20 protein-coding genes are annotated in these 24,900 nt (G+C 74.6%); 15 read left to right on the plus strand and 5 right to left on the minus strand.

Annotated features, from left to right (window positions below; all coding sequences use genetic code 11):
* The 5 genes from ABT160_RS12375 to ABT160_RS12395 all read left to right on the plus strand — a co-directional run.
* Window positions 1-2,121, plus strand: a 2,121-nt coding sequence (locus ABT160_RS12375; protein ID WP_351646709.1) for a hypothetical protein, incomplete at its 5' end; no start/stop codon positions are given.
* Window position 2,122: 1 nt separating this feature from the next.
* Window positions 2,123-3,868 carry a vWA domain-containing protein gene (locus ABT160_RS12380; protein WP_351646710.1) on the plus strand — a complete coding sequence of 582 codons (1,746 nt, stop codon included), beginning with the start codon at window positions 2,123-2,125 and terminating at the stop codon, window positions 3,866-3,868.
* 16 nt (window positions 3,869-3,884) lie between these two features.
* The gene (locus ABT160_RS12385; RefSeq protein ID WP_351646712.1) at window positions 3,885-4,562 is read left to right on the plus strand and encodes a vWA domain-containing protein; all 678 of its coding nucleotides are present in this window, start codon (window positions 3,885-3,887) and stop codon (window positions 4,560-4,562) included.
* A 190-nt stretch (window positions 4,563-4,752) separates the two neighbouring features.
* The gene (locus ABT160_RS12390; RefSeq protein WP_351646713.1) at window positions 4,753-6,138 is read left to right on the plus strand and encodes a protein phosphatase 2C domain-containing protein; all 1,386 of its coding nucleotides are present in this window, start codon (window positions 4,753-4,755) and stop codon (window positions 6,136-6,138) included.
* On the plus strand, window positions 6,135-7,790 hold the full coding sequence (locus ABT160_RS12395; protein ID WP_351646715.1) for a hypothetical protein: 1,656 nt from the start codon (window positions 6,135-6,137) through the stop codon (window positions 7,788-7,790). Before ABT160_RS12390 ends, ABT160_RS12395 begins: the two co-directional genes overlap by 4 nt.
* A 37-nt stretch (window positions 7,791-7,827) precedes the next feature.
* On the opposite strand, the gene ABT160_RS12400 is transcribed toward ABT160_RS12395, so the two are convergent.
* Together ABT160_RS12400 and ABT160_RS12405 are read right to left on the minus strand one after the other, a co-directional pair.
* Window positions 7,828-8,526 (minus strand): Crp/Fnr family transcriptional regulator, encoded by a 699-nt coding sequence (locus ABT160_RS12400; protein WP_351646716.1) that lies wholly within the window; start codon window positions 8,524-8,526, stop codon window positions 7,828-7,830.
* Between the two features lie 63 nt (window positions 8,527-8,589).
* Window positions 8,590-9,228 carry a MerR family transcriptional regulator gene (locus ABT160_RS12405; protein ID WP_351646878.1) on the minus strand — a complete coding sequence of 213 codons (639 nt, stop codon included), beginning with the start codon at window positions 9,226-9,228 and terminating at the stop codon, window positions 8,590-8,592.
* Window positions 9,229-9,414: 186 nt separating this feature from the next.
* Between ABT160_RS12405 and ABT160_RS12410 the strand changes: the two genes are divergently transcribed.
* Genes ABT160_RS12410 through ABT160_RS12420 form a run of 3 tightly spaced genes read left to right on the plus strand, consistent with a single transcriptional unit; the run spans window position 9,415 to window position 12,775 of the window.
* Complete coding sequence (locus ABT160_RS12410; RefSeq protein ID WP_351646717.1) at window positions 9,415-10,971, plus strand: flavin-containing monooxygenase; 1,557 nt, start codon at window positions 9,415-9,417, stop codon at window positions 10,969-10,971.
* A gap of 5 nt (window positions 10,972-10,976) precedes the next feature.
* Window positions 10,977-11,909, plus strand: a complete 933-nt coding sequence (locus ABT160_RS12415) for an alpha/beta fold hydrolase (RefSeq protein ID WP_502984215.1) — start codon at window positions 10,977-10,979, stop codon at window positions 11,907-11,909.
* Window positions 11,906-12,775, plus strand: coding sequence for an SDR family oxidoreductase (locus ABT160_RS12420; protein ID WP_351646720.1), 870 nt, complete (start codon window positions 11,906-11,908; stop codon window positions 12,773-12,775). Before ABT160_RS12415 ends, ABT160_RS12420 begins: the two co-directional genes overlap by 4 nt.
* Before the next feature lie 102 nt (window positions 12,776-12,877).
* Here the strand turns inward: ABT160_RS12420 and ABT160_RS12425 are convergent, their stop codons facing one another.
* Window positions 12,878-13,051, minus strand: a complete 174-nt coding sequence (locus ABT160_RS12425; RefSeq protein WP_351646721.1) for an alanine-zipper protein — start codon at window positions 13,049-13,051, stop codon at window positions 12,878-12,880.
* 164 nt (window positions 13,052-13,215) lie between these two features.
* Window positions 13,216-16,488 carry a S41 family peptidase gene (locus ABT160_RS12430; protein ID WP_351646723.1) on the minus strand — a complete coding sequence of 1,091 codons (3,273 nt, stop codon included), beginning with the start codon at window positions 16,486-16,488 and terminating at the stop codon, window positions 13,216-13,218.
* Window positions 16,489-16,643: 155 nt separating this feature from the next.
* Here ABT160_RS12430 and ABT160_RS12435 point away from each other — a divergent pair, with 155 nt between their 5' ends.
* Complete coding sequence (locus ABT160_RS12435; protein WP_351646724.1) at window positions 16,644-17,222, plus strand: TetR/AcrR family transcriptional regulator; 579 nt, start codon at window positions 16,644-16,646, stop codon at window positions 17,220-17,222.
* 264 nt (window positions 17,223-17,486) lie between these two features.
* Window positions 17,487-19,640, plus strand: a complete 2,154-nt coding sequence (locus tag ABT160_RS12440) for an MMPL family transporter (protein WP_351646725.1) — start codon at window positions 17,487-17,489, stop codon at window positions 19,638-19,640.
* A 119-nt stretch (window positions 19,641-19,759) separates the two neighbouring features.
* Here the strand turns inward: ABT160_RS12440 and ABT160_RS12445 are convergent, their stop codons facing one another.
* Entirely contained in the window at window positions 19,760-20,101 is a 342-nt protein-coding gene (locus ABT160_RS12445) for an SsgA family sporulation/cell division regulator (RefSeq protein ID WP_351646727.1), read from the minus strand.
* Window positions 20,102-20,289: 188 nt separating this feature from the next.
* Between ABT160_RS12445 and ABT160_RS12450 the strand changes: the two genes are divergently transcribed.
* From ABT160_RS12450 to ABT160_RS12470, 5 genes are read left to right on the plus strand one after another with little or no spacing between them, the layout of a single operon-like run.
* Window positions 20,290-21,336: an energy-coupling factor ABC transporter permease gene (locus tag ABT160_RS12450; protein WP_351646728.1), complete on the plus strand. Its 1,047-nt coding sequence runs from the start codon at window positions 20,290-20,292 to the stop codon at window positions 21,334-21,336.
* Window position 21,337: 1 nt separating this feature from the next.
* Window positions 21,338-22,099, plus strand: coding sequence for a cobalt ECF transporter T component CbiQ (gene cbiQ, locus ABT160_RS12455; RefSeq protein WP_351646730.1), 762 nt, complete (start codon window positions 21,338-21,340; stop codon window positions 22,097-22,099).
* Entirely contained in the window at window positions 22,075-22,875 is an 801-nt protein-coding gene (locus ABT160_RS12460) for an energy-coupling factor ABC transporter ATP-binding protein (protein WP_351646731.1), read from the plus strand. Before cbiQ ends, ABT160_RS12460 begins: the two co-directional genes overlap by 25 nt.
* Before the next feature lie 52 nt (window positions 22,876-22,927).
* A complete protein-coding gene (locus ABT160_RS12465; protein WP_351646732.1) occupies window positions 22,928-24,091 on the plus strand; it encodes a serine hydrolase domain-containing protein in 1,164 nt (387 codons plus the stop codon).
* 7 nt (window positions 24,092-24,098) lie between these two features.
* Window positions 24,099-24,866, plus strand: coding sequence for an SDR family NAD(P)-dependent oxidoreductase (locus ABT160_RS12470; protein ID WP_351646734.1), 768 nt, complete (start codon window positions 24,099-24,101; stop codon window positions 24,864-24,866).
* Window positions 24,867-24,900 lie beyond the last annotated feature (34 nt).

A 24,900-nucleotide genomic window follows, 5' to 3' on the forward strand; every position in this document is an offset into this window, starting at 1 on the left:
CCGCAGGGCGGCCCGGAACAGCCGCCGGGGGCGGAGGGCGGGGCACCGGCCGCGGCGGGCGCGGGGGAGCCGCCGCGGTCGGGGCCCGGCGCCGAGTCCTTCGAGGCCACCGGCCGCACCGGCGACGGCTCGCTGCGCTACGACCGGGTCAGGAACGCCTTCGCCAACGTGGCGGGCGACGTGGTGGACGGCGACAAGTACGTCACGGTCGTCGGCGGCGCCCGCAAGCGGCTGCGCACCCTGTCCCCACTCGTCGAGGAGCGGGTGCGCTTCGCCTACCACGAGCCGCCCGGCTTCCCGGCGGCCCGCGACACCCTGCGCGCCCAGCGGATGCTGATCCTGCGCGGCGCGCCCGGGTACGGCAAGACGGCCATGGCGGTGCGCCTGCTGCAGGGCCTGAGCGCGGACCGGCCGCTCTACCACCTGGACGACGACGTCGACTTCGCCTCCCTCGCCGACCGGATGGAGCGCGGCGACGACGGCATCGAGCAGGGCGTGTGCTTCCTGCTCGACCGGCCCGCCGACATCGGCAACCTGCGCGGCGAGGTGTACGAGAAGGTGCGCGGCGCCCTCGCCGCGGCGGACGCCTGGATGGTGCTCACCGTGCCCGGTGGCCTGGCCGACAGCGAGGTGCTCACCGGCGTCGTCGACGTCACCGAACCGCCCGACCCGCGCGACGTGCTCGCCGCGCACCTGCGCTGGCGCCTGGGCGAGGCCGTACGGGCCTACCTCCTCGCCCAGGACGACGTGCGGCAGCTCGTCGAGGAGCTCCTGGACGGCGGCGCGGCCTGCAAGCAGGCGGCCGAACTCGCCGACGCCATCAGCGAGGAGTACGAGGGCGGGACGCTGGACCCGCAGCGGATCAGGGAGCGCCGGGCCCGGCACGCCGCCGAGGACGTCGAGATCTGGCTGGAGGGCCTGCGTGCCCCCGCCGAGCGCGCCCTCGCGCTGGCCCTCGCCGTGCTCAACGGGCTGCCCGAGGAGAACGTCGCCACCGCCGCCCGCGCCCTGCGCGAACGCCTGGAGGGCGAGCCGGCCTACCTCCTCGCGCCCGGGCCCGACGGGCGGCTGCCCCGGCCCCGCGAGCCCTTCGCGCTGCCGCGCCGGGCCCGGCTGATGCGGCTGCGCGCCCGCTACGCCGCCAAGGAGGACGGCGAGCCGGGCCGGGCGCTGGCGTACAAGGACCCGGCGTACCCGCGCCAGGTCATCGCGCACGCCTGGAACGAGTACGAGGTACAGGACGAACTCCTCGGCTGGCTGTGCGACCTGGTGGACGACCCGGCCGAACAGGTGCGCATCTACGCCGCATCGGCGCTGGGGCTGCTGGCCGCCGAGTCGTTCGCGTACGTGCGCGACCGGGTGCTGCGGCCCTGGGCGCACAGCGAGGTCCCCGCCCGGCGGATGGCCGTCGCGCACGCCCTGTCGGTCTGCGCGCACCTGCCGTGGATCCGCGAGCGGGTCGAGGAGGAGGTGGGCGGCTGGTTCGCCGGCCGCGCCGCCCCGCTGGGGCAGGCGACCGCGGCCCGGGTGCACGGACTGTCCGCCGAACCCGACCGGGCGCTCGACGCGCTCGGGCGGCTCACCGTCGTCGACCACATCGCCGTCGCCGTCGCCGTGGGCTGCGCCCTGACCGACCTGGTCGCCGAGGACGCCGGGCTGGTCGGACGGGTCCTCGGCCTGCTGCACACGCGCGCGTCCGACCACCGGGGCCGCCCCACCGCCCTGCTGTCGTTCCTGATCGTCGCCGCCCAGCTCGACGTGGACCGGGACGAGTGGAAGACCGGCGGGGTGCTGCCCAAATGGCCCGCGCTGCTCCATCTCGCCCACCAGCGCGAGGAGTTGCGGGTAGCCTTCGTCACACTGTGGCGCGAGGCCCTCAACCAGGCCCACTACTCGTCCGAGGCGGAGCAGGTGCTGCGCAACTGGGCCGCGCTGGCGGAGCGCGACCCGGTGCTGCTGGGCATGTTCCGGATGATGATCGGGGCCATCGCCCAGGGCGATTCCCGCTCGGGCCGGATCCTGCGCCGGTGCGCCGCCGACTGGGTCCACCCCGACAACCTGGCCCCGCTGCCCGAGGCCGCCCGGACCGTCAACGCCCAGCTCGACCTGGAGAGGGTGTGAGATGCCGAACTCCCCGTCCCTGATACTCAACGGCGGCCGGCGGCTGCGCCGTGCCGAAGTCGACCGGCTGGAGGGGCTGCCGCCCAACTTCGCCGTGGTCTACCCGGTGGAGGGCGGCCCCTGGGAGGTCGAGACGGCCAAGGACCGCACCCTGGCGCGCCGCGTCTTCGGCGGCAACCGGGTCTGCTACCTGGTCGACATGGGCGTGCAGGTGCGCACCGCCTCGACGACCAGGACGCCGGTGCCCTGCCGGGACCAGGCCCACGTGTTCGAGACGACGCTGCACATCACGTACCGCGTGGACGACCCGGTGACCGTGGTCCAGCGCAACGTCCCCGACCTCTCGCACGCCGTCTACCAGTACCTGATCGGCCAGATCATGCCGGTCGCCGCCGGGTACGCGATCGGCGAGGCGTTCGAGGTGCAGGCGCGGGTGAACGCGATGCTGGCGGGACCGGTGTCGGTGCCCGGCGGCGTCTGCGTGGAGAGCTGCCGCGCGGACATGCGGCCCGACACGGCGGCCCGGGACTTCACCCGCACCGTCGCCAGTACCCACAACGCCCACCAGCTCGGCAGCCTGCGCCACCACGGCGCGGTCGGCGCGGTCCGCCACGAGGTGGAGATCGAGAACCTGCGGCAGGCGGGCGAACTGGCCCGCAGGGAGAAGGAGATCGCCGCCCTCGGGAACCTGGACCTGGACTTCCGCGGGCTGATCACGGTGCACCTCTCCCAGCACCCGCAGGACACCGAGCGGGCCATGCAGATGCTCATGCAGTGGGAGACCGCCCGCCACCAGCACGCGTACGACCAGGAGCAGCGCCAGATCGACATGGTGCGCTACATGATGGACAAGGGGATCATCCGGGAGGTCGACCTGCCCGGCCTGCGCGAGGGCGTCCTGGGCGGGGCGGCCGGGCTCGTCGGCGGCCTCACCGGCGCCGCGGGCGCGCTGCCCGCGGGTGGCACCCCGCAGGCCGCCGCCGGGCCGCCGCTCGCGCCGCTGGCCCAGCAGTCCGCCCCGGCGGCCCCGCCGACCGTCACCTGGGGCGGCACGCCGCCGGCCGGCGCGGCCGGGGCCCGCGCCGCCTCCGGCACCGTCATCGCCCCCGTGTACGTCGCCCTGGACGCCTCGCTCGCCGCCTCCGGCCACCTCGACCAGCTGCGGGACTGCGTGCTCTCGCTGCGCGGCAAGCTGCTCGGGATGCCCGGCCTGGCGTCCGTGGTGCGCCTGTCGGTCCTGACGTACGCGGACGAGGCGCGGGTCGCGGTGCCGCTCACCCAGGTCGAGTGGAGCACCGGGACGCCCGACCTCCAGCAGGGCGGCGCCTGCCGCTGGGCGCCGCTCTTCCGGCGGCTGGGGGAGCTGCTGCCGCTGGAGGTCGAACGGCTCAAGGAGCAGGTGGACCGGGTGATCAGGCCCACCGTGTTCCTGCTCTCCGTGGGCCAGCCCGAGGACGGCGACGCCTGGCCGGACGCGTACCGCGCGCTCATGGAGCTGCGCTACCGGCCCACCATCGCGTCCTGCGCCGTCGGGCGGGCCGACCGCAGGGCGGTGCGGCGCGTCGCCGCCCACCCCGAACTGGCCTGCGCGGCGCCGCCGGACGCCGTGCTCGCGGAGTCCGTGCTGCAGTTCTCCGCGCTGCTCCAGCAGACCGTCGCCCAGCTGGCCACCGACGTCGTCGCCGGGGGCAGGGAGCTGCGGCTGGACCGCCCGCAGGGACTCCTGCGCATCGAAGAGCCAGAGTAGGAAGGGAACACGATCCATGGCCGAGACCCACGGGCAGCTGCTGCCGGTGTACGTCCTCGCGGACGAGTCCGGTTCGATGGCGCCGCACGTCGGCGACCTCAACGCAGGTCTCTCCTCGCTCCACCGCGCCCTGCTCGGCGAGCCCATGGCCGCCGCCAAGGTGCGCTTCTCCGTCATCGGCTTCAACAACTCGGTGACGGAGCACCTGATCCTGGCCGACCTGCGGGCCGAGAGCGAGCTGCCGCACCTGAGCGCGCGGGGCGGCACCAGCTACCAGGCCGCGTTCCAGGCGCTGCTGCGCCGCATCCCGCAGGACGTGGACACCCTGAAGTCCCAGGGCTACCGGGTGCACCGCCCGGCCGTGTTCTTCCTCAGCGACGGGCAGCCGACCGACGGGGGCGCCTGGGTCGCGGTGCACCGCGAGCTGACCGACCGCTCCGTCACCAAGGCGGCGCCCAACATCGTGGCCTGCGGCATCGGCCAGGCCGAGGCCGAGACGATGCTGTCGGTGGCGACCAGCAGCGACTTCGCGTTCATCTCGGTGCCCGGCGCCCAACTGGGCGACTCCATCGCCAAGTTCTTCACCGCGCTCACCAAGAGCGTGGTGCAGTCGGGCAACGCCGTGGCCTCGGGTACCCCGGAGCTGGTCGTGGAGCGCCCCGAGGGCTTCCGCATGGCGATCGACGAGGTGTGAGGCCGCGATGCCGATCTGGCCGCGCAGGCGGGAGGACCGTCCCGGAGGGGAGCCCGTGCCCGAGGGGGACCGGGGGCCGGAGCAGGACGGGCCGGAGGGGGAGGCGGGCGAACCGCCTGCGGGGAAGCCGCCGCGGCACGCGAGGGGCCGGAGCGGGGAGGAGCGGTACGGGGACGCCGTGGTGCGGCCCGTGGACCCGCGCACGCACCTGACGTCCCCGCCGGACGGGACGCCGCCGCTGTTCGGGCCGATGCCCCAGCCCCCGGGGTACGGGGCCGCGGAGTACGGGGCGCCGACGCCCCGGGGTCCGGAGCACCCGGCGCCCGAGTACCGGGCGCCGGAGTACCGGCCCCCGGAGCACCCGGCCCCGCCGCCCCGGGGTCCGGAACACCCGGCACCCGAGTACCGGGCACCCGAGTACCGGCCCCCGGAGCACCCGGCCCCGCCGCCCCGGGGTCCGGAACACCGCACCCCGGAGCACCCGGCACCCGAGTACCGGGCACCCGAGTACCGGCCCCCCGCGTACGAGGTGCCGCCGCCCCCGCACATCCCGGACTACCCGGTGCCGCCGCCCGGGGCCGCGCCGGAGGCCCCGCCCGGGCAGCGCCCGCCCGCCGCGGCGCGGTCCGGGCCGCCCGCGCGGGTCCCGCCCGCCGCCCCGGAGGACGGGCGGGGGCGCGGGCCCGCCTGGCGGCGCCTGGTGCTCGGCACCGGGAGCCCCGTCATCGAGGCGAGGCCCCCGGCCGCGGACACGTACCGCCCCGACACCCTCTTCGACGGCTGGTCCACCCCCGGCGTCACGCTGCGGCTCGCCTCGGTGCGCGGTGACGCCCACCGGGCCGACGGCAGCCCCCGCCAGGACGACCTGTCCGTCGCCTTCCACGAGCCCACCGGCGCCGTCGTCTTCGCGGTCGCCGACGGGGTGTCCCGCTGCCCCCAGTCGCACGTCGGGGCCACCCTGGCCTGCCGCACCGCCGTGGCGGACGTGCTGCGCCAGCTCGGCGGGCCCGGGCGCGCGGTCGACTGGCAGCGCACCCTCTCGGCGGCGGCCTTCCAGCTGTTCATGCGGGTCACCGGGGGCGCCGACCCCACGCCCGAGCAGCGCCAGGAGGCCGAGGGGCAGTACGCGACGACCCTCGTCACCGGACTGGTCGAGCCGGGCGTACGAGGGCAGTTGAGGGTCTGCCTGGTGAGCGTGGGCGACACCGGGGCCTGGCTGCTGTACGGGGGCGAGTTCCGCCCGCTGGTGACCGCCGACAAGGACGGCGAGGGCGTGTACTCCGCGAAGGTGTCCGCGCTGCCCCGGCTGCCCGCCGTGATCGAGCCGAAGTGGTACGACGTGCCGGTCGGCGGGGCGCTGCTGATCGGGACCGACGGCTTCGGCGACCCGCTGGGCGGCGGTTCCGGGCCGGTCGGCCGGGAGCTGGCCCGGGTGCTGGCCTCACCGCCGCGCCAGCCGGGGGAGCTGGCGCACGCGCTGGACTTCTCCCGGGAGACCGAGGACGACGACCGCACGCTGCTGGCGTTCTGGCACCGCGACGCCCTGGAGCGCGGGGGCGGGGAGGGCGGGCCGTGACCGGGGCCCTGCCGGAGGTGCGCGCCTCCGCGTTCGAGAAGGGCCGCCGGGTCGGCTCGGGCGGCCAGGGCACCGTCTGGAGCGTGGAGCGCCGGCGGATCAACGGCGTCTGGCCGGTGGTCTACAAGGAGTACGTGAAGGAGGCCAGGGACGCGCTCGACCCGGGCGTGCTGCGGGACATGGTCGCGTTCCTGCCCGCCCAGGACGCGGCGGTGGGCCAGTGGCTGGCCGAGCACACGGCATGGCCCGCGCAGGTGGTGACGGACGAGCCGGGCCGGGTCACCGGCTTCCTGATGCGGGAGCTGCCCCGGCGCTTCTTCCGCACCCTCGCCTTCGACCCGGGGGCCACCCGGGCCGCGGGCTTCGAGTTCCTGCTCAACAGCGGCGCCTACCTGAAGAGCGCGGGCATCGAGCTGTCGGACCGCCAGCGCTTCCAGCTGCTGCACGACCTGGCCGGCACCCTGCGCAGGCTGCACGAACTCGGCGTCGCGGTGGGGGACTTCTCGCCGAAGAACGTGTACTTCGCGCTGGACGCCGACCCCGGCTGCTTCCTCATCGACTGCGACGCGGCCGCGCTCGGCGGCCGGTCGGCGCTCACCCAGGTGGAGACGCCCGACTGGCAGGTGCCCAAGGGGGAGCGCCTGGCCACGCCCCGCAGCGACGTCCACAAGTTCGGGCTGCTCGCGGTGCGGCTCTTCGCGGGCGACCAGCACACCCGCGACCCGCGCGCGCTGGCCGCCGCGGACGCCAGGGCGGGGCGGCTCGCCGAGCAGAGCCTGCACGCCACGCCGGAGGCCCGCCCGGCCCTCGCCCAGTGGGTCGAGGTGCTGGGCGCGGCCAGGGAGCGCGCCTCGACCACCCCGTCGTCGGCGCCGCCCGCCACGCCCACGGCCACCGCGCCCACGGTCACCGCGACCGTGCCCGGGCGCACCGTCCCGCGGACCACGCCCACCACCACCGTGCGGACGCCGCCCCGTACGCCGCCGCGGGGGCCCGCGCCCCAGCCCCGTACGCCTCCCGCGCCGCCGCGGTTCACGCCGCAGCCCCCGCCGCCGCGCCGCTCCAAGGCCGGTCCGCGGGTGGCCTTCGCGGCGGTCGCCGTGGTCGTCGGGCTCGTCGCGTACGCGGTGGTCGACAACGCAGGGTCCGGCGCGGCGGATCCGTCCTCGCCGAGCTCCGGCGCGTCGGGCGGGAGCAGCGCGCCCGCCGGGCGCGAGGCGCAGGCCAGGTCGGTGTCCGGGCTGCTCGCCCGCAACCAGGGGAACCGGGGCAGCGTCGGCAGCGCGGTCACCGCTCTGGAGCAGTGCCGGGACGTCTCCTCGGCGCGCCGGACGCTGGTGGCGGCGGCCGAGTCCCGCGAGGCCCTGCTGCGGGACCTGGACGGGCTGTCCCTGGGGGAGCTGCCCGGCACGGTCAAGGACAGCCTGGCCGCCGGGTGGAAGGCGTCCGCCGAGGCCGACCGGGCCTACGCGGCGGTCGCCGAGGAGGTGTCGGGCGACTGCTCGTCGGACGCGGTGACGTCGTCGTCGCACTGGGACGACGCGATGGCGGCCAACACCCGGGCGACGGACGCGAAGAAGGAGTTCGTGGCGGGCTGGACCCCGATCGCCGGGGAGTACGGGCTGGACACGGTGCAGGAGGGTCAGGTGTAGGGCCCGGGGAGCCCCGGTGGGGCCCGGTGCGGAGGGCTCAGCCCACCGTGCCGCCCAGCCGCTTGAGCTCGTCGGGCCGGGTGAGCGTCAGCCGGTTGCGGCCGGTGGCCACCCAGCCCCGGCCCCGCCACTGCTCCAGGATCCGGGTGACGGTCCGGCGCGAGCTGAGGACCAGGCCCGCCAGGTCGTCCTGGGACAGCGGCAGCGCGATCAGGATCGAGCCGTCGCCGCCGCGCACGCCGTGCTCCTCGCCCAGGTCGAGCAGGAGGGCGGCGAGCCGGGCCTCCACGGCGTCGGAGCCGGTGGCCGAGCGGTGGCCGTCGGCCTCGCGCAGCCGCTCGGAGAGCACCTGCTGCAGGGCGAGGGCGATCACGGGGGCCTCGCGCGCGGCGGCCCGGAAGTCGCGGGAGGGCAGTTCGAGGGCCTCCACCGCGGTCAGTGCCGTCAGGGTGGCCGAGCGGGGCCCGCCGTCGAGCCCGGCCTGCTCGCCGAGCAGGTCGCCGCTGTCGCGGATGGCGAGGACCGCCTGGTAGCCGGCCATGGAAGTCCTGCTGACCTTGACGCAGCCGCGCCGGATGACGAGGAGGTGGTCGGTCAGTTCGTACTGCCGTACGAGATCGGTCTTGGGGGCGAAGGCGACGGCCTCGCCGACGGCCAGCAGCCGCTGCCGGGCCCCGTCATCCAGGAGCGACCAGAAGGAGGCCCGGCCGGGTCGCCCCGGCTCCGCTCGCGACACCGAACCATCCCCCGATCCGTCCGCGCCGGCCCCTCGCCCGCCGGCCCGGTCACTATAGCCAGGTCACATTCCGCTGTCCCGGGGCTCGTCGGCCTCCTGGAGGCGGCGGTCCAGGGCGAGCGAGAGCTCCGCCTCGACCACGCTCTTGGCCAGCGGGCGCAGCCGGCCGACGTCGTCGGGGGCCGCGTGGGTGCGCAGCAGTTCGGCGAAGAGGGCGGCCAGGGCGTCGGTGTGCTCGCGCACCCGGCGGCCCGCGTCCATCACGGCGGCCAGCGGGATGCCCTCCTTGACCAGGGCGGCCGAGACGTCGAGCAGGCGGCGGCTGATGTGGACGATCTGGTCGCCGTCGGTGGCCAGCCAGCCCAGCTCCAGGGCGGTGGCGAAGTTCTCCGGGGTGACCTCGCCGGCGAAGGTGTCGGCCAGTTCCTCGGGGGTGAGGCGGACCGGCTCCTCCTCGCTGGGCACCAGGCCGAGCACGTCGCCGACGTCGCGGCCGGACTCGAAGGCGGACGCCAGGTCGGCGATGCCGCTGAGGGTGTGGCCGCGCTCCAGGAGGGCGGCGATGGTGCGCAGCCTGGCCAGGTGGTGGTCGTCGTACCAGGCGATGCGGCCCTCGCGCCGGGGCGGCGGGATCAGGCCCCGCTCGCGGTAGAAGCGCAGGGTGCGCACGGTGATGCCGGCCTTCGCGGCCAGCTCCTCCATTCGGTACTCCTGTACGTCCGCCACGCGCGCCACCCTATGCCGTGCCCCAGGAAGTTGTACCGCCGGTAACTTCCCCCGTCCGACCCCTACCGCTCGGTACGGGCCCTGCTCTACGCTCCGCATTGTGCCAGTGATTGCTGGCATGGTTGGCAGGGAGCCGGTACCGGTACGTCTGGGAGGTCTTCAGTGGGGCAGCACGAGCACGTACGCGTGGCGGTGATCGGATCGGGGTTCGGCGGCCTCGGGGCCGCGGTCCGGCTGCGCCGCGAGGGCATCACCGACTTCGTCGTACTGGAGCGCGCGGACTCCGTGGGCGGCACCTGGCGGGACAACAGCTACCCCGGCTGCGCCTGCGACGTCCCGTCCCACCTGTACTCCTTCTCCTTCGCGCCCAACCCGGACTGGCCGCGCACCTTCTCCGGGCAGCGCCACATCCGCGCCTACCTGGAGCACGTCACCGACACCTTCCGGCTGCGCCCGCACCTGCGCCTCGGCCACGAAGTGCTGATGATGACGTGGGACGCCGAGGAGCTGCGCTGGGAGATCGAGACCTCGCGGGGCACCTTCACCGCCGACGTGGTGGTCTCCGCCACCGGTCCGCTCTCCGACCCCAAGACGCCGGACGTCCCGGGCCTGGACACCTTCGAGGGCAAGGTCTTCCACTCCGCCCGCTGGGACCACGACTACGACCTGACCGGCAAGCGCGTGGCCATGGTCGGCACCGGCGCCTCCGCCATCCAGATCGTGCCCGCCATCCAGCCGAAGGTCGGCAGGCTCACCCTCTTCCAGCGCACGCCCCCGTGGGTGCTGCCGCGCATGGACCGGCGGATCAGCGGCGCCGAGCGCTGGGTGCACCAGAAGCTGCCGTTCACCACGGCCGCCCGGCGCGGCTTCCTGTGGTCCATCCGCGAGCTCCAGGTCAGCTCCTTCACCAAGCGGCCGGACAACCTGGGCTTCATCGAGACCATGGCGAAGAAGAACATGGCCAAGTCCATCAAGGACCCGGTCACCAGGCGCCAGTTGACGCCCGACTACCGCATCGGCTGCAAGCGGATCCTGCTGTCCAGCACGTACTACCCGGCGCTCGCCAAGGCCAACGTGGACCTGGTCGCCTCCGGCCTCAGCGAGGTCCGGGGCAACACCCTGGTCGCCGCCGACGGTTCCACCGCCGAGGTGGACGCCATCGTCTTCGGCACCGGCTTCCACGTCACCGACATGCCCATCGCCGACCGCGTCGTCGGGGCCGACGGGATCACCCTCGCCGAGTCCTGGAAGGACGGCATGCAGTCGCTGCGCGGCGCGACCGCCGCCGGGTTCCCCAACTGGATGACGATCATCGGGCCCAACACGGGCCTGGGGAACTCCTCGATGATCCTGATGATCGAGGCCCAGCTGAACTACATGGCCGACTACCTGCGCCAGCTGGACGTGCTGGGCGGGCGCGCCGCCCTGGCCGCCCGGCCCTCCGCCGTCGGCGCCTGGAACCGCCGGGTGCAGGAGCGCATGAAGCGCACCGTGTGGAACACCGGCGGCTGCACCAGCTGGTACCTGGACTCCAGCGGCCGCAACACCACCGTCTGGCCCGGTACCACCGGGGAGTTCCGGCGCGAGACGCGTTCGGTGGACCTCGGTGAGTACGAGGTGGTCAGGCCGCCGAAGAAGGCCGAGGAGGCCGTCGGCGCCGCGACCGCCTCCCCGCGGGGCCTGGGCGCGGCCGAGGGTGACAAGGAGAAGGTCGCGTGAGCCGGGTGACCCGGGCGCGCGGCGCGATAGCCGCCCGCCCCGCCGAGCGCGAGCTGACCGCCGTCTCCGCCGACGGCGCCCGGCTGCACGTGGAGGTGCACGGCACCGGCGGGCCCGCCGTCGTCCTCGCGCACGGCTGGACCTGCTCCACCCTCTTCTGGGACGCCCAGGTGCGCGACCTGGCGGTGGACCACCGGGTCGTCGTCTACGACCAGCGGGGACACGGGCGTTCGCCCGCGCCCGGGCCCGGCGGCTGCTCCACCGAGGCGCTCGCCGACGACCTGGAGGCGGTGCTCGCGGCCACCCTGGAGCCGGGCGAGAAGGCCGTGCTCGGCGGGCACTCCATGGGCGGCATGACGCTGATGGCCGCCGGGGCGCGGCCCCGGGTGCGCGAGCACGCCGCCGCCGCGCTGCTGTGCAGCACCGGGGCGTCCCGGCTGGTCGCCGAGTCGCTGGTGCTGCCGCTGCGCCCGGGCGCCCTGCGCACCCGGCTGACCACCGCGGTCCTGGGCGCCGCGGCGCCGCTGGGGCCGGTGAACGCGGTCTCCAGGGCGGTGCTCAAGTACGCGACGATGGGCCCGGGTTCGGCGCCCGACCGGGTCGACGCGTGCGCCCGCATCGTGCACGCCTGCCCGACCGGCGCCCGGGTGGCCTGGTCGCACGTCCTGGCGGAGCTCGACGTGGAGGAGCGGGTGCGGGAGCTGCGGGTGCCCACCGCCGTGATCGCGGGCACCGCCGACCGGCTCACCCCGCCGGTGCACGCCCGGGCGCTGGCGCTGGCGCTGCCCGACTGCACGGGCCTGACCGAGCTGACCGGGGTGGGGCACATGACCCCGGTGGAGGCGCCGGAGGCCGTCACGGCGGCACTGCGCGCGCTGGTGGACACGTACGTACGAGTGGTGGAGCCCAGGCAGTCGACGAAGGAGGGGGCGGCGTGAAGGTCGCACTTGAGGGACAGGTCGCGGTCGTCACCGGCGCGGCGCGCGGCGTGGGCGAGCTGCTCGCCCGCAAGCTCTCGGCGCGCGGCGCCAAGGTGGCGCTGGTCGGTCTCGAACCCGAGGAGCTGAAGGCGGTCGCCGGGCGGCTGCACACCGAGGCCGACTGGTGGCACGCCGACGTCACCGACCACGAGGCGATGGCGCGGGTGGCCGAGGAGGTCAAGGAGCGCTTCGGCAAGGTCGACATCGTGGTGGCCAACGCGGGCGTGGCCTCCGGCGGCCCGTTCGGCGACTCCGACCCGCTGGCCTGGCGGCGGGTCATCGAGGTCAACCTGATCGGCAGCGCGGTCACCGCGCGGGCCTTCCTGCCGCACCTGGTCGCCAGCCGCGGCTACTTCCTGCAGATCGCCTCGCTCGCGGCGGTCGTGCCCGCGCCGATGATGACGGCGTACTGCGCGTCCAAGTCGGGCGTGGAGGCCTTCGCGCACTGCCTGCGCGGCGAGGTCGGCTACAAGGGCGTGCGGGTCGGCGTCGGCTACCTGTCGTGGACCGACACCGACATGGTGCGCGGGGCGGACCAGGACGACGTGATGCGCGAGCTGCGCTCCCGGCTGCCCTGGCCGACCAACCGCACCTATCCGCTGGGCCCGGCCGTGGACCGGATCGTGGCCGGCGTCGAGCGGCGCTCGGCGCACGTCTACGCGCAGTGGTGGCTGCGCGGCATGCAGCCGCTGCGCGGCTACCTGCCCTCGGTCATCGCCCTGGGCGGGCAGCGCGAGATGAAGCACTTCGAGCCGCGCCTGGGGCAGGTCTCGCGGGGCCTGGTCGGCGCGGGCGGCGCGGCGGACGAGGCGAGCCGGGTCTAGGGGCACGGCCCGTACACGCGGAAGTGGCCCTCCCGGCGTCCCGGGAGGGCCACTTCACGTTCAACGGAACCGGCGCGGGGCGACGGTGTCAGGCGCGGTGCGTCAGGACTCGTAGTCCTGGTCGAACTTGTCCTGCACCGCCTGCTGCGCCTCGCCCGCCTTGTCCTGGGCCTGCTGGCCGCGCTCGGACGCCTCGTCCTTGGCGCCCTGGGCGGCCTGCTTGGCCTTCTCGGCGAGCTCCTGGGCCTTGTCCTTGAACTGGTCTGCCATGCCCATGAAGATTCACTCCTACGAGGGGTGTGGGGATCGGGGAGCTGATCGGCTCCCCCTGGGCCTCGACCAGCCTGGCACGCCCCGGCATTCCGCGCATTTCGATCAATAACGGACCGTGTCCGACGGGCCGTTCGCGCAGGTCAGCCCGGTGACGTCCGCCCCGCGGATCAGTCCCGGGGCGGCAGCGGCGGGCGGGAGCGGTCCGGCACGTCGTCGTACCCCGGCGGGTCCGCCGCGCCGTCCCGGGCCAGCAGGTCCAGCGCCACCCGCACCGCGTCGTCCAGCTGCGCGTGCCGGCCCTCCGCCCAGTCCAGCGGGGTGCGCAGCGCCTCCTCGTCCGGCTCCACGCCGTGGTTCTCCACCGACCAGCCGTACTGCGGGAACCACGCCGCGTTCATCGGCACCGTGATCACCGTGCCGTCGCCGAGCCGGTGGCGGCCGGTCATGCCGACCACGCCGCCCCAGGTCCGCTGGCCCACCACCGGCCCCAGGCCCAGGAGCCTGAAGGCCGCGCTGATCATGTCGCCGTCGGAGGAGGTCGCCTCGTCGGCCAGCGCGACCACCGGGCCGCGCGGCGCGTTGGAGGCGTAGCTGACGGGCTGGGCGTTGCGCGTCAGGTCCCAGCCCAGGATGCGCCGGGTCAGCTTCTCGATCACCAGCTCGCTGATGTGCCCGCCCGCGTTGCCGCGCACGTCCACGATCAGCGCCGGGCGCGACACCTCCAGGCGCAGGTCCCGGTTGAACTGGGCCCAGCCGGACCCGCCCATGTCCGGGATGTGCAGGTAGCCGCACCGGCCGCCGCTCAACTCCCGTACCACCGCACGGCGTTTGGCCACCCAGTCCTGGTAGCGCAGCGGCCGTTCGTCCACCAGCGGCACCACCGCCACCCGGCGCGAGCGGCCCTCGCCCTCGGCGGGCTGGAAGGTCAGCTCCACCGTGGTGCCGCCCGCGCCCGCGAGCAGCGGGTAGGGCCCGGTGACCGGGTCCACCGCGCGGCCGTCCACGTGGGTGAGCACCGCGCCCTCGCGGATGCCGGTGCCGGCCAGCGGGGAGCGGGCCTTGGAGTCGGAGGAGTCGCCGGGCAGGATCCTGGCCACCTGCCAGCCGCCGTCGCGGGGCACCAGGTTGGCGCCGAGCAGGCCCATGGCGCGCTGGTAGTGCGGGGGGCCCTCGTTGCGCCGGGCCGGGGTGACGTAGGCGTGCGAGGTGCCCAGCTCGCCCAGCACCTCGCGCAGCAGGTCGGCGAACTCGTCGGGGGAGGCGACCCGTTCGACCAGCGGGCGGTACTGGTCGAGCACGCCCGCCCAGTCCACCCCGCACATGCCGGGCTCCCAGAAGTAGGCCCGGATGATCCGCCCGGCCTCGTCGAAGGCCTGGCGCCACTCGGCCGCCGGGTCCACCTCGTGCAGGATGCGGCGCGGGTCCAGGTAGACCGTGGAGTCGTTGTCGCCGGACTCGGTGGCGGGCACCGCGCGCAGCTCGCCCTCGTCCACGACGACGAGCCGCGAGCCGTCGCCGGAGACCGCGAACCAGTCCAGGTGGTCCACCAGTTCGCTCTTGCGGGCCTTGGTGATGGTGAAGTGCTCCAGGGTGGGGCGCCCGGAGGTGTCGGCCGGGTTGGCGAACGTCTCGCCCAGCGCCCCCGAGATCGGCCAGCGCAGCCACACCAGGCCGCCGCCGCTGACCGGGTGGAGCGCGGAGTACTTGGAGGCGGCCACCGGGAACGGCGTCACCCGGCTCTCCAGCCCCTCCGCCTCCACCGTCACCGTGCCGTCCGAGGAGTCGTCCTCGGCCGGGTCGAGGCCGCCCGCCGCCGGGCGCCCGTCGGGCGAGAGCGCGAACGGCGAGGGCGTCGCCGAGGACAGCGGCACCAGGTAGGGGCGGCAGCCCAGCGGGAACGACAGGTCGCCGGTGTGCACGTCGTACACCGGGTCGAAGCCGCGCCAGGACAGGAAGGCGAGGTAGCGGCCGTCGCGGGTGAAGACCGGGTTCTCGTCCTCGAAGCGGCCGTTGGTGACGTCGATGATCGTGCGGGCGCCCGGTCCGGCGATCCGGGCCAGCTTGATCTGGCGCAGCGAGCGGCCGATGCCCGGGTGCGACCAGGCCAGCCAGCCACCGTCGGGGGAGAACGCCAGGTCGCGCACCGGCCCGTTGATGGACCGGATCAGCTCGGTGACCTCGCCGTTGGACTCCTCGGTGGCGTCGATCAGCAGCAGCCGGCCGTCGTGCGAGGCGATGGCGAGCCGCTCGCCGTCGGGGTCGGAGACCAGCTCCTGGACCCGGCCCAGCTCGCCGCCGGCCAGCCGGCGCGGCTCCCGGTCGCCGCTGGCCCGCGGCAGGTAGGCGATCTCCACGGCGTCCTCGCCGTCCGCGTCGGTGACGTACGCGATCTGCCCGCCGCTGCCCAGCATCTCCGGCAGCCGCACCCGCACCCCGGGGGTGTCGGCGATGGTGCGGGCCGGGCCGTCGCGGTGGGTCAGCCAGTAGAGGCTGCCGCGCACCGAGACGGCGCTGGCCCGCCCGGTCTCGTCGACCGCGACGGCGTCCACGTGGCTGGCCGCGGGCACCTGGTAGCCGCGCCGGCCCGTGCGCGGGCCGCCCAGGCGCACCCGCAGCCGGCGCGGCACCGCGCCCGGCGAGAGGTCCTCCACGATCCACAGCTCGCCCGCGCACTGGTAGACCACGCGCTGCCCGTCGCTGGAGGCGTGCCGGGCGTAGAAGGCGTCGTGGTCGGTGTGGCGGCGCAGGTCGGAGCCGTCGGGGAGGCACGAGTAGAGGTTGCCGACGCCCTCGTGGTCGGAGAGGAAGGCGATCCGCCCGGCCACGAACATCGCGCAGTCCAGGTGGCCGCCGATGTCCGCGAGGAGCCGCTCGCCGTGCAGCCACAGGCGTCCGGTGGCGCCGCCGCGGTAGCGCTTCCAGGCGGCGGGCTCGTGCGGCGGCTTGCCGGTCAGCAGCAGGGTGCGGCGCTCGCCCCCGGCGTCGGCGACGGCGATGTCGGAGGCCGGGCCCCAGGGCAGCCGGCCGCCGGGCGAGCCGTCGGTGGGCACGCTGTAGGCCCAGGAGAAGTACGAGAACGGCTGGCCGTGCGAGGAGACCGCCAGGATGTCCGTACGCCCCTCCGCGTCCGGCGGCGTCCAGCCGCACACCCGGGTGTCGGTGGAGCCCCAGTAGGTGAGCCGGCGCGACGGGCCGCCGTCGACCGGCGCCAGGTGGACCTCCGGGTCCAGGCTGCGCCAGCTCGTGTAGGCGATGCGGGTGCCGTCGGGGGAGAAGCGCGGATGGCCGACCCGGGTGCGGTCCACCGTGATCCGCCAGGCCCGGCCGGGTTCGTGCCCTCCGGGCACCAGCGGGGCGACCCAGAGGTCGTCCTCGGCGGCGAAGCAGAGCAGGTCCTCGTGCAGGTGCGGGAAGCGCAGGTACGCGACGTCGTCACTCACTCCCCAATGCTTTCCGCGCCCAGGGGGGTCGGCAACTTGTGGTGCAGCACACATGCGAAACGGACCCGTTTCGCTGGCCGCGGGGGTACCGTCGATCCGTACGGTACGAAACCGTTTCGTACACGGTGTCGTCGGGTGGAAGGAAGGGAACGGCCATGGCGGGCAGGCTCACGCCCCAGCGCGAGTCCGAGCTGTACGAGGCCGTGCTCGACCTGCTGCGCGACGTCGGCTACGACGCCCTCACCATGGACGCCGTCGCCGCCCGCACCCGCTCCAGCAAGGCCACCCTCTACCGCCAGTGGGGGAGCAAGCCGGAGCTGGTCGCCCGGGCGCTGCGCAACAACAAGCCGGTGGACATCGGTCAGATCGACACCGGTTCGCTGCGCGGCGACTTCCACGAGATGGTCGCCCGTACCGACGCCTGCCAGATGGAGAAGGACTCCGCGCTGATGCGGGGCCTGGCCCATGCCGTCCACGACAACCCCGAACTCCACACCGCGCTGCGCGAACTGCTGATCGAGCCCGAAGTAGGCGGGCTCCAGGCGGTGCTGCGCCGGGCCGTGGACCGGGGCGAGGTCCGCGCGGACAACCCCGCGCTGGGCTTCGTGACCCACATGATGGTCGGCGCGTTCGTCGCCCGTCAGCTCATCGAGGACAGGAACGTCGACCCCGACTTCCTGGCCGCCTACATCGACGCCGTGATCCTCCCCGCCCTCGGCGTCGAACCGGGCTAGGGGGTGTCTTGTCGGTCAGGCCGGGCTCGCGGGGCCTGGTGCCGCACCTCGCGGCGTTGTCGTCAGTCGACAACGCTCCGCGTTGCGCTCCTTCCTCCGCCTTGCGATGCACGACACCAGGCCCCGCTCTCTGATCCGGCCTGACCGACAAGACACCCCCAACCCGTCCCCACCCGCACCACCTCGCTCCTGACGCGTCACCGCTCAACGCCGTCGGGTCGGCTTCCCATGCCCTGTCCCACCCACCAATGGGAGTACGCCCCCGTGGCAACGTTCCTCTACAAGCTCGGCAAGGCCGCCTTCCGGCGCCGGCGCTGGGTCGCCCTGATCTGGGTCGCCCTGCTCGCCGTCGCGGGCGTCGGCGCCTCCACCGCGGCCAAGGCCACCTCCAGCTCCTTCTCCATACCCGGCACCGAGGCGCAGCGCGCCTTCGACCTGCTGGAGAAGCGCTTCCCCGAGGCGAGCGCCGACGGCGCCACCGCCCGGGTCGTCTTCAAGGCCCCCGACGGCCAGAAGATGACCAGCCCCGACCACAAGGCCGAGGTCCAGAAGGTCGTCAAGGAGCTGAAGTCCGGCTCCGACCAGGTCGCCTCGGCCGCCGACCCGTACGCCACCCAGGCCGTCTCCAAGGACCAGTCCACGGTGTACGTCTCCGTGGCCTACAAGGTCAACGGGATGGAGCTCACCGACGCCACCCGCGACGCGCTCAAGGAGACCGGCCAGCAGGCCCAGGACTCCGGGCTGACCGTCGAGATCGGCGGCGACGCGCTCCAGGCCATGCCGGAGACCGGCGCGGGCGAGATCGTCGGCGTGGTCATCGCGGGCATCGTCCTGGTGATCACCTTCGGCTCGCTGGTGGCCGCCGGGCTGCCGCTGCTCACCGCGATCATCGGCGTCGGCATCGGCGTCTCCACCATCACCGCGCTCGCCAACGTCCTGGACCTCGGCTCGACCACCTCGACGCTGGCCATGATGATCGGCCTCGCGGTCGGCATCGACTACGCGCTCTTCATCGTCTCCCGCTACCGCGCCGAGCGCGCCGAGGGCCGCGCGCCCGAGGAGGCCGCCGGACGGGCCGCGGGCACCGCGGGCTCCGCCGTCGTCTTCGCCGGCCTGACCGTGGTCATCGCCCTGGTGGGCCTCGCGGTCGTCAACATCCCGATGCTGACCAAGATGGGCGTCGCCGCCGCGGGCACCGTCGTGATCGCCGTACTGATCGCGCTCACCCTGATCCCGGCCCTGCTCGGCTTCGCCGGGGACAAGGTGCTCGGCCGCGCCGCGCGCAAGAACAAGCCGGTCGAGGCGAAGGACAACGCGGGCACCCGCTGGGCCCGGTTCGTGCTGCGCCGCCCGGTGTGGGTGCTGCTGGTCGGCGTGCTGGGCCTGGGCGCCATCGCCGTACCGGCCGCGTCCCTGGAGATGGGCCTGCCCGACGACGGCTCCCAGCCCACCTCCACCACCCAGCGCCGCGCCTACGACCTGCTCTCCGACGGCTTCGGCCCGGGCTTCAACGGCCCGCTGATGGTCGTCGTGGACGGAGACAAGTCCGCCGCCGACACCACGTACCGCAAGATCGACGCCCTGGACGGCAAGGTCTTCGTCTCGCCGCCGAGGATGAACGCCGACGGCGACACCGCGATGATCACGGTGATCCCGAAGGACCGGCCCTCCTCGCTGGCGACCGAGAACCTGGTGCACGACATCCGGGCCGCCAACGGCGACCACGTGCTCGTCACCGGCGCCACCGCGATGAACATCGACTTCTCGCAGAAGATGAACGACGCGCTGCTGCCCTACCTGGCGCTCGTGGTCGGCCTCGCCTTCCTGCTCCTGATGGTCGTGTTCCGGTCGATCCTGGTGCCCCTGAAGGCCGCCCTGGGCTTCCTGCTGTCGGTCGTCGCGGCCCTCGGCGCGGTCGTCGCGGTCTTCCAGTGGGGCTGGCTCGGCTCGCTGTTCGGCGTCGAGCAGACCGGCCCGATCATGTCGATGATGCCGATCTTCATGGTCGGCGTGGTCTTCGGCCTCGCGATGGACTACGAGGTCTTCCTGGTGACCCGGATGCGCGAGGCGCACGTCCACGGCCAGCGGCCCGGCGAGGCGATCGTCACCGGCTTCCGGCACGGGGCCCGGGTGGTCGCGGCCGCCGCGGTGATCATGATCGCGGTCTTCTCCGGCTTCATCGGCTCCAGCGAGCAGATGGTCAAGATGATCGGCTTCGGCCTGGCCGTCGCGGTCTTCTTCGACGCCTTCGTCGTGCGCATGGCGATCGTCCCCGCGGTCCTCGCGCTGCTCGGCCGAAAGGCGTGGTGGCTGCCGCGCTGGCTGGACAAGGCGTTGCCGAACGTGGACGTCGAGGGGGAGGGTCTGAACCGCGACCACGGCCAGGACGACCGCGAGCGGGACCTGGTCGGCGTGTGACCCACTGAAGCCCACCGGGGCCCGGCGCCCGAGCGGAGCGCCGCGCGCCCCGGTGCGCGCCGGGCCCGTGGGGACGGGGACCCGGCGCGGGCGTCACGCCGTCGCCGCGTGCCGGGCGCTCAGCGCGCCCCGGCCGCGGCGACGGCGTACGTGCGCCGCAGGAAGCGCACCAGCGCGGAGGAGTCGAACTGCACGACCGTGACGTCCCCGCCGTCCGGCGCGTGGAACTCCACCACGGCCTGGACCCGGCCGCACGGCCAGACGCCCACGTCGCCGCGGCGGGCCGGGGCGCGCATGCCCTTCTCCAGGAGGGTGCGGGGGAAGGCCCACTCGGTGCCGCCGGGGAAGGCGAAGCGCACGTCGGCCGGGTCGCCGGGGTCGTAGCGCAGGGCCACCGGGACCGCACGCGAGAGCGGTGCGTCGGTCACGATCCAGCCCTTGGCGTGCTCCTCCACCAGCATGAGCGCCAGCTCCTCGCGTTATTAGTCGTGTTTGTTAATCAATGTCCCATATCCGCCCCGCATCTGCCCGGGCGGTCACGGGTCCCCGCGCACTCCTTTTGTGACGAGACCGCTCTTGCACACGTTTTGCAGCAAGCCTCACCATGGAGGGTCTTCAACCATTCGCCTTGCCTGATGCGGAGCCCTCCATGCATGTCCCTGACGGATTCATCGACGCGCCGGTGTCCGCGGCCACCGGCGTCGTCGCGGCGGCCGCCGTCGCCGTCAGCCTGCGGGGAGCCCGCAAGGAGCTCGACGAGCGCACCGCGCCGCTGGCCGGACTGGTCGCCGCGTTCATCTTCGCCGTGCAGATGCTGAACTTCCCCGTCGCCGCCGGGACCAGCGGACACCTGCTCGGCGGCGCCCTCGCCGCGATACTCGTCGGCCCCTGCACGGGCGTGCTCTGCGTCTCCGTCGTCCTGCTGATGCAGGGCGTCCTCTTCGCCGACGGCGGCCTGACCGCCCTCGGCGTCAACATCACCGACATGGCGCTCGTCACGGTCGTCGTCGCGTACGCCGTCTTCCGCGGCCTGCTCAAGGTGCTGCCGCGCGCCCGCCGCTCGGTCACCGTCGCCTCCTTCGCCGCCGCCCTGATCTCCGTACCGGCCGCGGCCTGCGCCTTCACCCTGATCTACGCGCTCGGCGGCACCACCGACGTGCCGCTCGGCAAGGTCCTGACCGCCATGGTCGGCGTGCACGTCCTCATCGGCCTGGGCGAGGCCGCGATCACCGCCGCGACGGTCGGCGCCGTCATCGCCGTACGCCCCGACCTGGTGTACGGGGCCCGCGGCCTGACCGCCCCGCTGAAGCTGCGCGTCAACGGCGAGCTCGTCGACGCCCCGGCCGCGCCCGCCGCCCCGGTGGCCGCCCGCTCCCCGCGCCGCGTCTGGATCGCCGGTCTGGTCACCTCCCTCGTCCTGGCCGGCTTCGTGTCCTTCTACGCCTCCGCCAGCCCCGACGGCCTGGAGAAGGTCGCCGCCGACCAGGGCATCGACCGCAAGGCCGAGGACCACGCCGCCAAGGACTCCCCGCTCGCCGACTACGGCGTCAAGGACATCACCGACGCCCGCCTCTCCGGCGGCCTCGCGGGCGTCATCGGCGTCGGCGCGACCGTCGTCGTCGGCACCGGCGTCTTCCTGGTCGTGCGCCGCCGCCGCACGGACGGCGCGGCCGCGCGCGTGGAGGAGACGGCCTGACATGGGCGCAGGGCACGCACACAAGCTCTACCGGCACGGGCACTCGCCGGTCCACGCGCTGCCCCCGCACTGCAAGCTCGTGGCCGCCTTCGCGTTCACGGTGGTCGTCGTGGCCACCCCGCGCGAGGCGTTCTGGGCCTTCGGCGGGTACGCGCTGCTGCTCGGCGCCGTCGCGTTCGCGGCCCGGATCCCGGCGCCCTTCCTGCTGCGGCGGCTGCTGATCGAGGTGCCGTTCGTGGCGTTCGCGGTGCTCATGCCGTTCGTGGTGCCCGGTGACACCGTCGAGTTCGCCGGGGTCTCGCTGTCCGTCCCCGGGCTCTGGGGCGCCTGGAACGTCCTGGCCAAGGGCACCCTCGGGGTCGCCGCCTCGGTGCTCCTGGCCTCCACCACCGAGCTGCGCGAGCTGCTGCTCGGCCTGCAGCGCCTGAAGCTGCCGCCGCTGCTCGTGCAGATCGCCTCCTTCATGATCCGGTACGGGGACGTGATCACCGACGAGATGCGCCGGATGTCCGTGGCCCGCCGCTCGCGCGGCTTCGAGGCCCGCGGCGTGCGCCACTGGGGCGTCCTCGCCAAGTCCGCCGGCGCCCTCTTCATCCGCTCCTACGAACGCGGCGAGCGCGTCCACCTCGCCATGGTCAGCCGCGGCTACACCGGCACCGTGCCGGTGATCGACGAGGCCACGGCCTCCCGGGCGCAGTGGGCGTACGCCGCGACCCTGCCGGTGCTCGCCCTCGCCGTATGTCTGCTGGGATGGACCCTATGAACGCCGCACCCTCCCCGGCCGCGCCCTCGCTGGACGTGCGCGGACTCGCGTACGCCTACCCCGACGGGCACCAGGCCCTCTTCGGTGTCGACCTGACCGTCCGGCGCGGCGAGCGCGTCGCGCTGCTCGGGCCCAACGGCGCCGGCAAGACCACGCTCGTCCTGCACCTCAACGGCATCCTCACCGGCGGCACGGGCACCGTCAGCGTCGCCGGGCTGCCCGTGACCAAGCAGCACCTCGCCGAGGTCCGCCGCCGCGTCGGCATCGTCTTCCAGGACCCCGACGACCAGCTCTTCATGCCGACCGTCCGCGAGGACGTCGCCTTCGGCCCCGCCTCCGCCGGCCTGCGCGGCCCCGACCTGGAGGCCGTGGTCGCCAGGGCCCTGGAGCGGGTCGGGATGGCCGGGTACGCCGACCGCCCGCCGCACCACCTGTCCTTCGGCCAGCGCCGCCGCGTCGCCGTCGCCACCGTGCTCGCCATGGAGCCGGAGATCCTCGTCCTGGACGAGCCGTCCTCCAACCTCGACCCGGCCTCGCGCCGCGAACTGGCCGACGTCCTGCGCTCCCTGGACGTCACCGTCCTGATGGTCACCCACGACCTGCCGTACGCGCTGGAACTGTGCCCGCGCGCGGTCATCCTCAGCGACGGGGTGATCGCCGCCGACGCGCCCACCGGCGAGCTCCTGGGCGACGAGGAGCTGATGCGCACCCACCGCCTGGAACTGCCCTACGGCTTCGACCCCTCGTACGCGACCCGGAATCCGGTCCGTTCGTAGACCGTTGCACCATGTGGGTGCGGCAATGGTCTCCGAGCGAGCGAGGAACGGGATGCACGTGGACGTCCAGGGCACGGTGGCGGCCGGCTTCGAGCCGGTCAGGGACGCCTTCGTCCGCAACTTCGAGCAGCGCGGCGAGCGCGGCGCGGCCGTCGCCGTCTACCGCGACGGGCACAAGGTCGTCGACCTGTGGGCCGGCACCCGCGACGCCGACGGCACCGCGCCCTGGGCCGTCGACACCGCCCAGGTGCTGCGCTCGGCCACCAAGGGCGTCGCCGCCGCCGTACCGCTGCTGCTGCACCAGCGCGGCCAGCTCGACCTGGACGCCCCCGTGGGCACGTACTGGCCGGAGTTCAAGGCCGCGGGCAAGGAGCGCGCCCTGGTCCGCCACCTGCTCGCGCACCGGGCGGGCGTGCCCGTCCTGGACCGCCCGCTGACCGTCGCCGAGGCCGTCGACCCGCACGCGGGCGTCGCGGCCGTCGCCGCCCAGGCCCCCGTCTGGGAGCCCGGCACCGACCACGGCTACCACCCGCACACCTTCAGCTGGCTGCTCTCCGGCCTGGTCCGCAAGGTCACCGGCCGCTCCATCGGCCGCTGGGTCGCCGAGGAGATCGCCCGCCCGCTCGGCCTGGACCTGTGGATCGGGCTGCCCGCCGACGAGGCCCACCGGGTCGGCCGGATCGCCCAGGTCCCCGAAGAGGACGCCTCCGGCACGGCCCTGAAGCTGCGCCCCAAGCGCGCGGTGACCGAGGCGTACGCCGACCCCGGCTCCCTCACCCGGCGGGCCTTCGCGGCGATCGACCCCAAGCCCGACGAGAACGACCCCCGCTACCGGGCCGCCGAACTCCCCGGCGCCTCCGGCATCGGCACGGCCCGCGGCCTGGCCCGGTTCTACGCGGCGACGATCGGCCCGGTCGACGGCCACCGCCTCTTCGCCCCCGCCACCCTCACCCTGGCCCGCACCGAGGAGTCCGCGGGCCCGGACCGGGTCCTGGTCGTCAACACCCGCTTCGGCCTGGGCTACATGCTGCACGGCACCGCGTCCCCGCTGCTCGCCGAGGGCTCCTTCGGCCACCCCGGCCGCGGCGGCTCGCTCGGCTTCGCCGACCCCGAGTCGGGGACCGCCTTCGGGTACGTCACCAACGGCATGCGCAAGTCGGTGACGGCCGATCCGCGCGCCCAGGCGCTGGTGCGGGCGGTGCGTTCGGTGCTGTGATCGCCCCATGAAGCGATTCGAGGGGTACGGAGTACTGATCACCGGCGCCGCCCGGGGCATCGGCGCGGCCACCGCGGCCCGCCTGGCGCAGGAGGGCGCCCGCGTCCTGATAGCCGACCTGGACGAGGAGGCGGCCCGCGGGACGGCCGCCACGGTCCCCGGCTCCCTCCCCCTGGCCTGCGACGTCGCCGACCGCGCCTCGGTGGAGGCGGCGGTGGCGTACGCGGCACGGGAGTTCGGGAGCCTGGACGTCCTGGTCAACAACGCGCTGGCCCGGGTCGACCGCGACCCGGCGGCGTTCGAGGACGAGGACGACGAGAAGTGGCGCGTCTCGCTGGACGTGAACCTGCTGGGCGCCATGCGCTGCGCCCGCGCCGCACTGCCGCTCCTGGAGGCCTCCGGCCGCGGCGCGATCGTCAACATCGGCTCGGTCAACGCCGAACAGGACTTCGGCAACCACGCCTACAGCGCGTCCAAGGCGGGCCTGTCCTCCCTCACCCGCACCCTGGCGGGCCACGCGGCCGCCCGCGGCGTCCGCGTCAACCAGATCAACCCGGGCACGATCGCCACCCGCGCCTGGGAGGGCCGCGAGGACGAACTGGAGTCCCTGGCCACCCGCGTCTACCCGCTGCGCCGGGTCGGCCGCCCGGAGGACGTCGCGGCCGCGGTCGCCTACCTGGCCTCCCGCGACGCGTCCTGGGTGACGGGGGAGACGCTGCGGGTGGACGGCGGACTGCTGGCGGTGAACACGTCGTTCGGCGGGGCGGTGAAGTAGGACGGGGAGCGGGGGCGGGGCGGGGTGCTCCGGC

The sequence above is a fragment of the Streptomyces sp. NPDC001941 genome (genome assembly GCF_040296945.1).
Classification (GTDB): Bacteria; Actinomycetota; Actinomycetes; order Streptomycetales; family Streptomycetaceae; genus Streptomyces.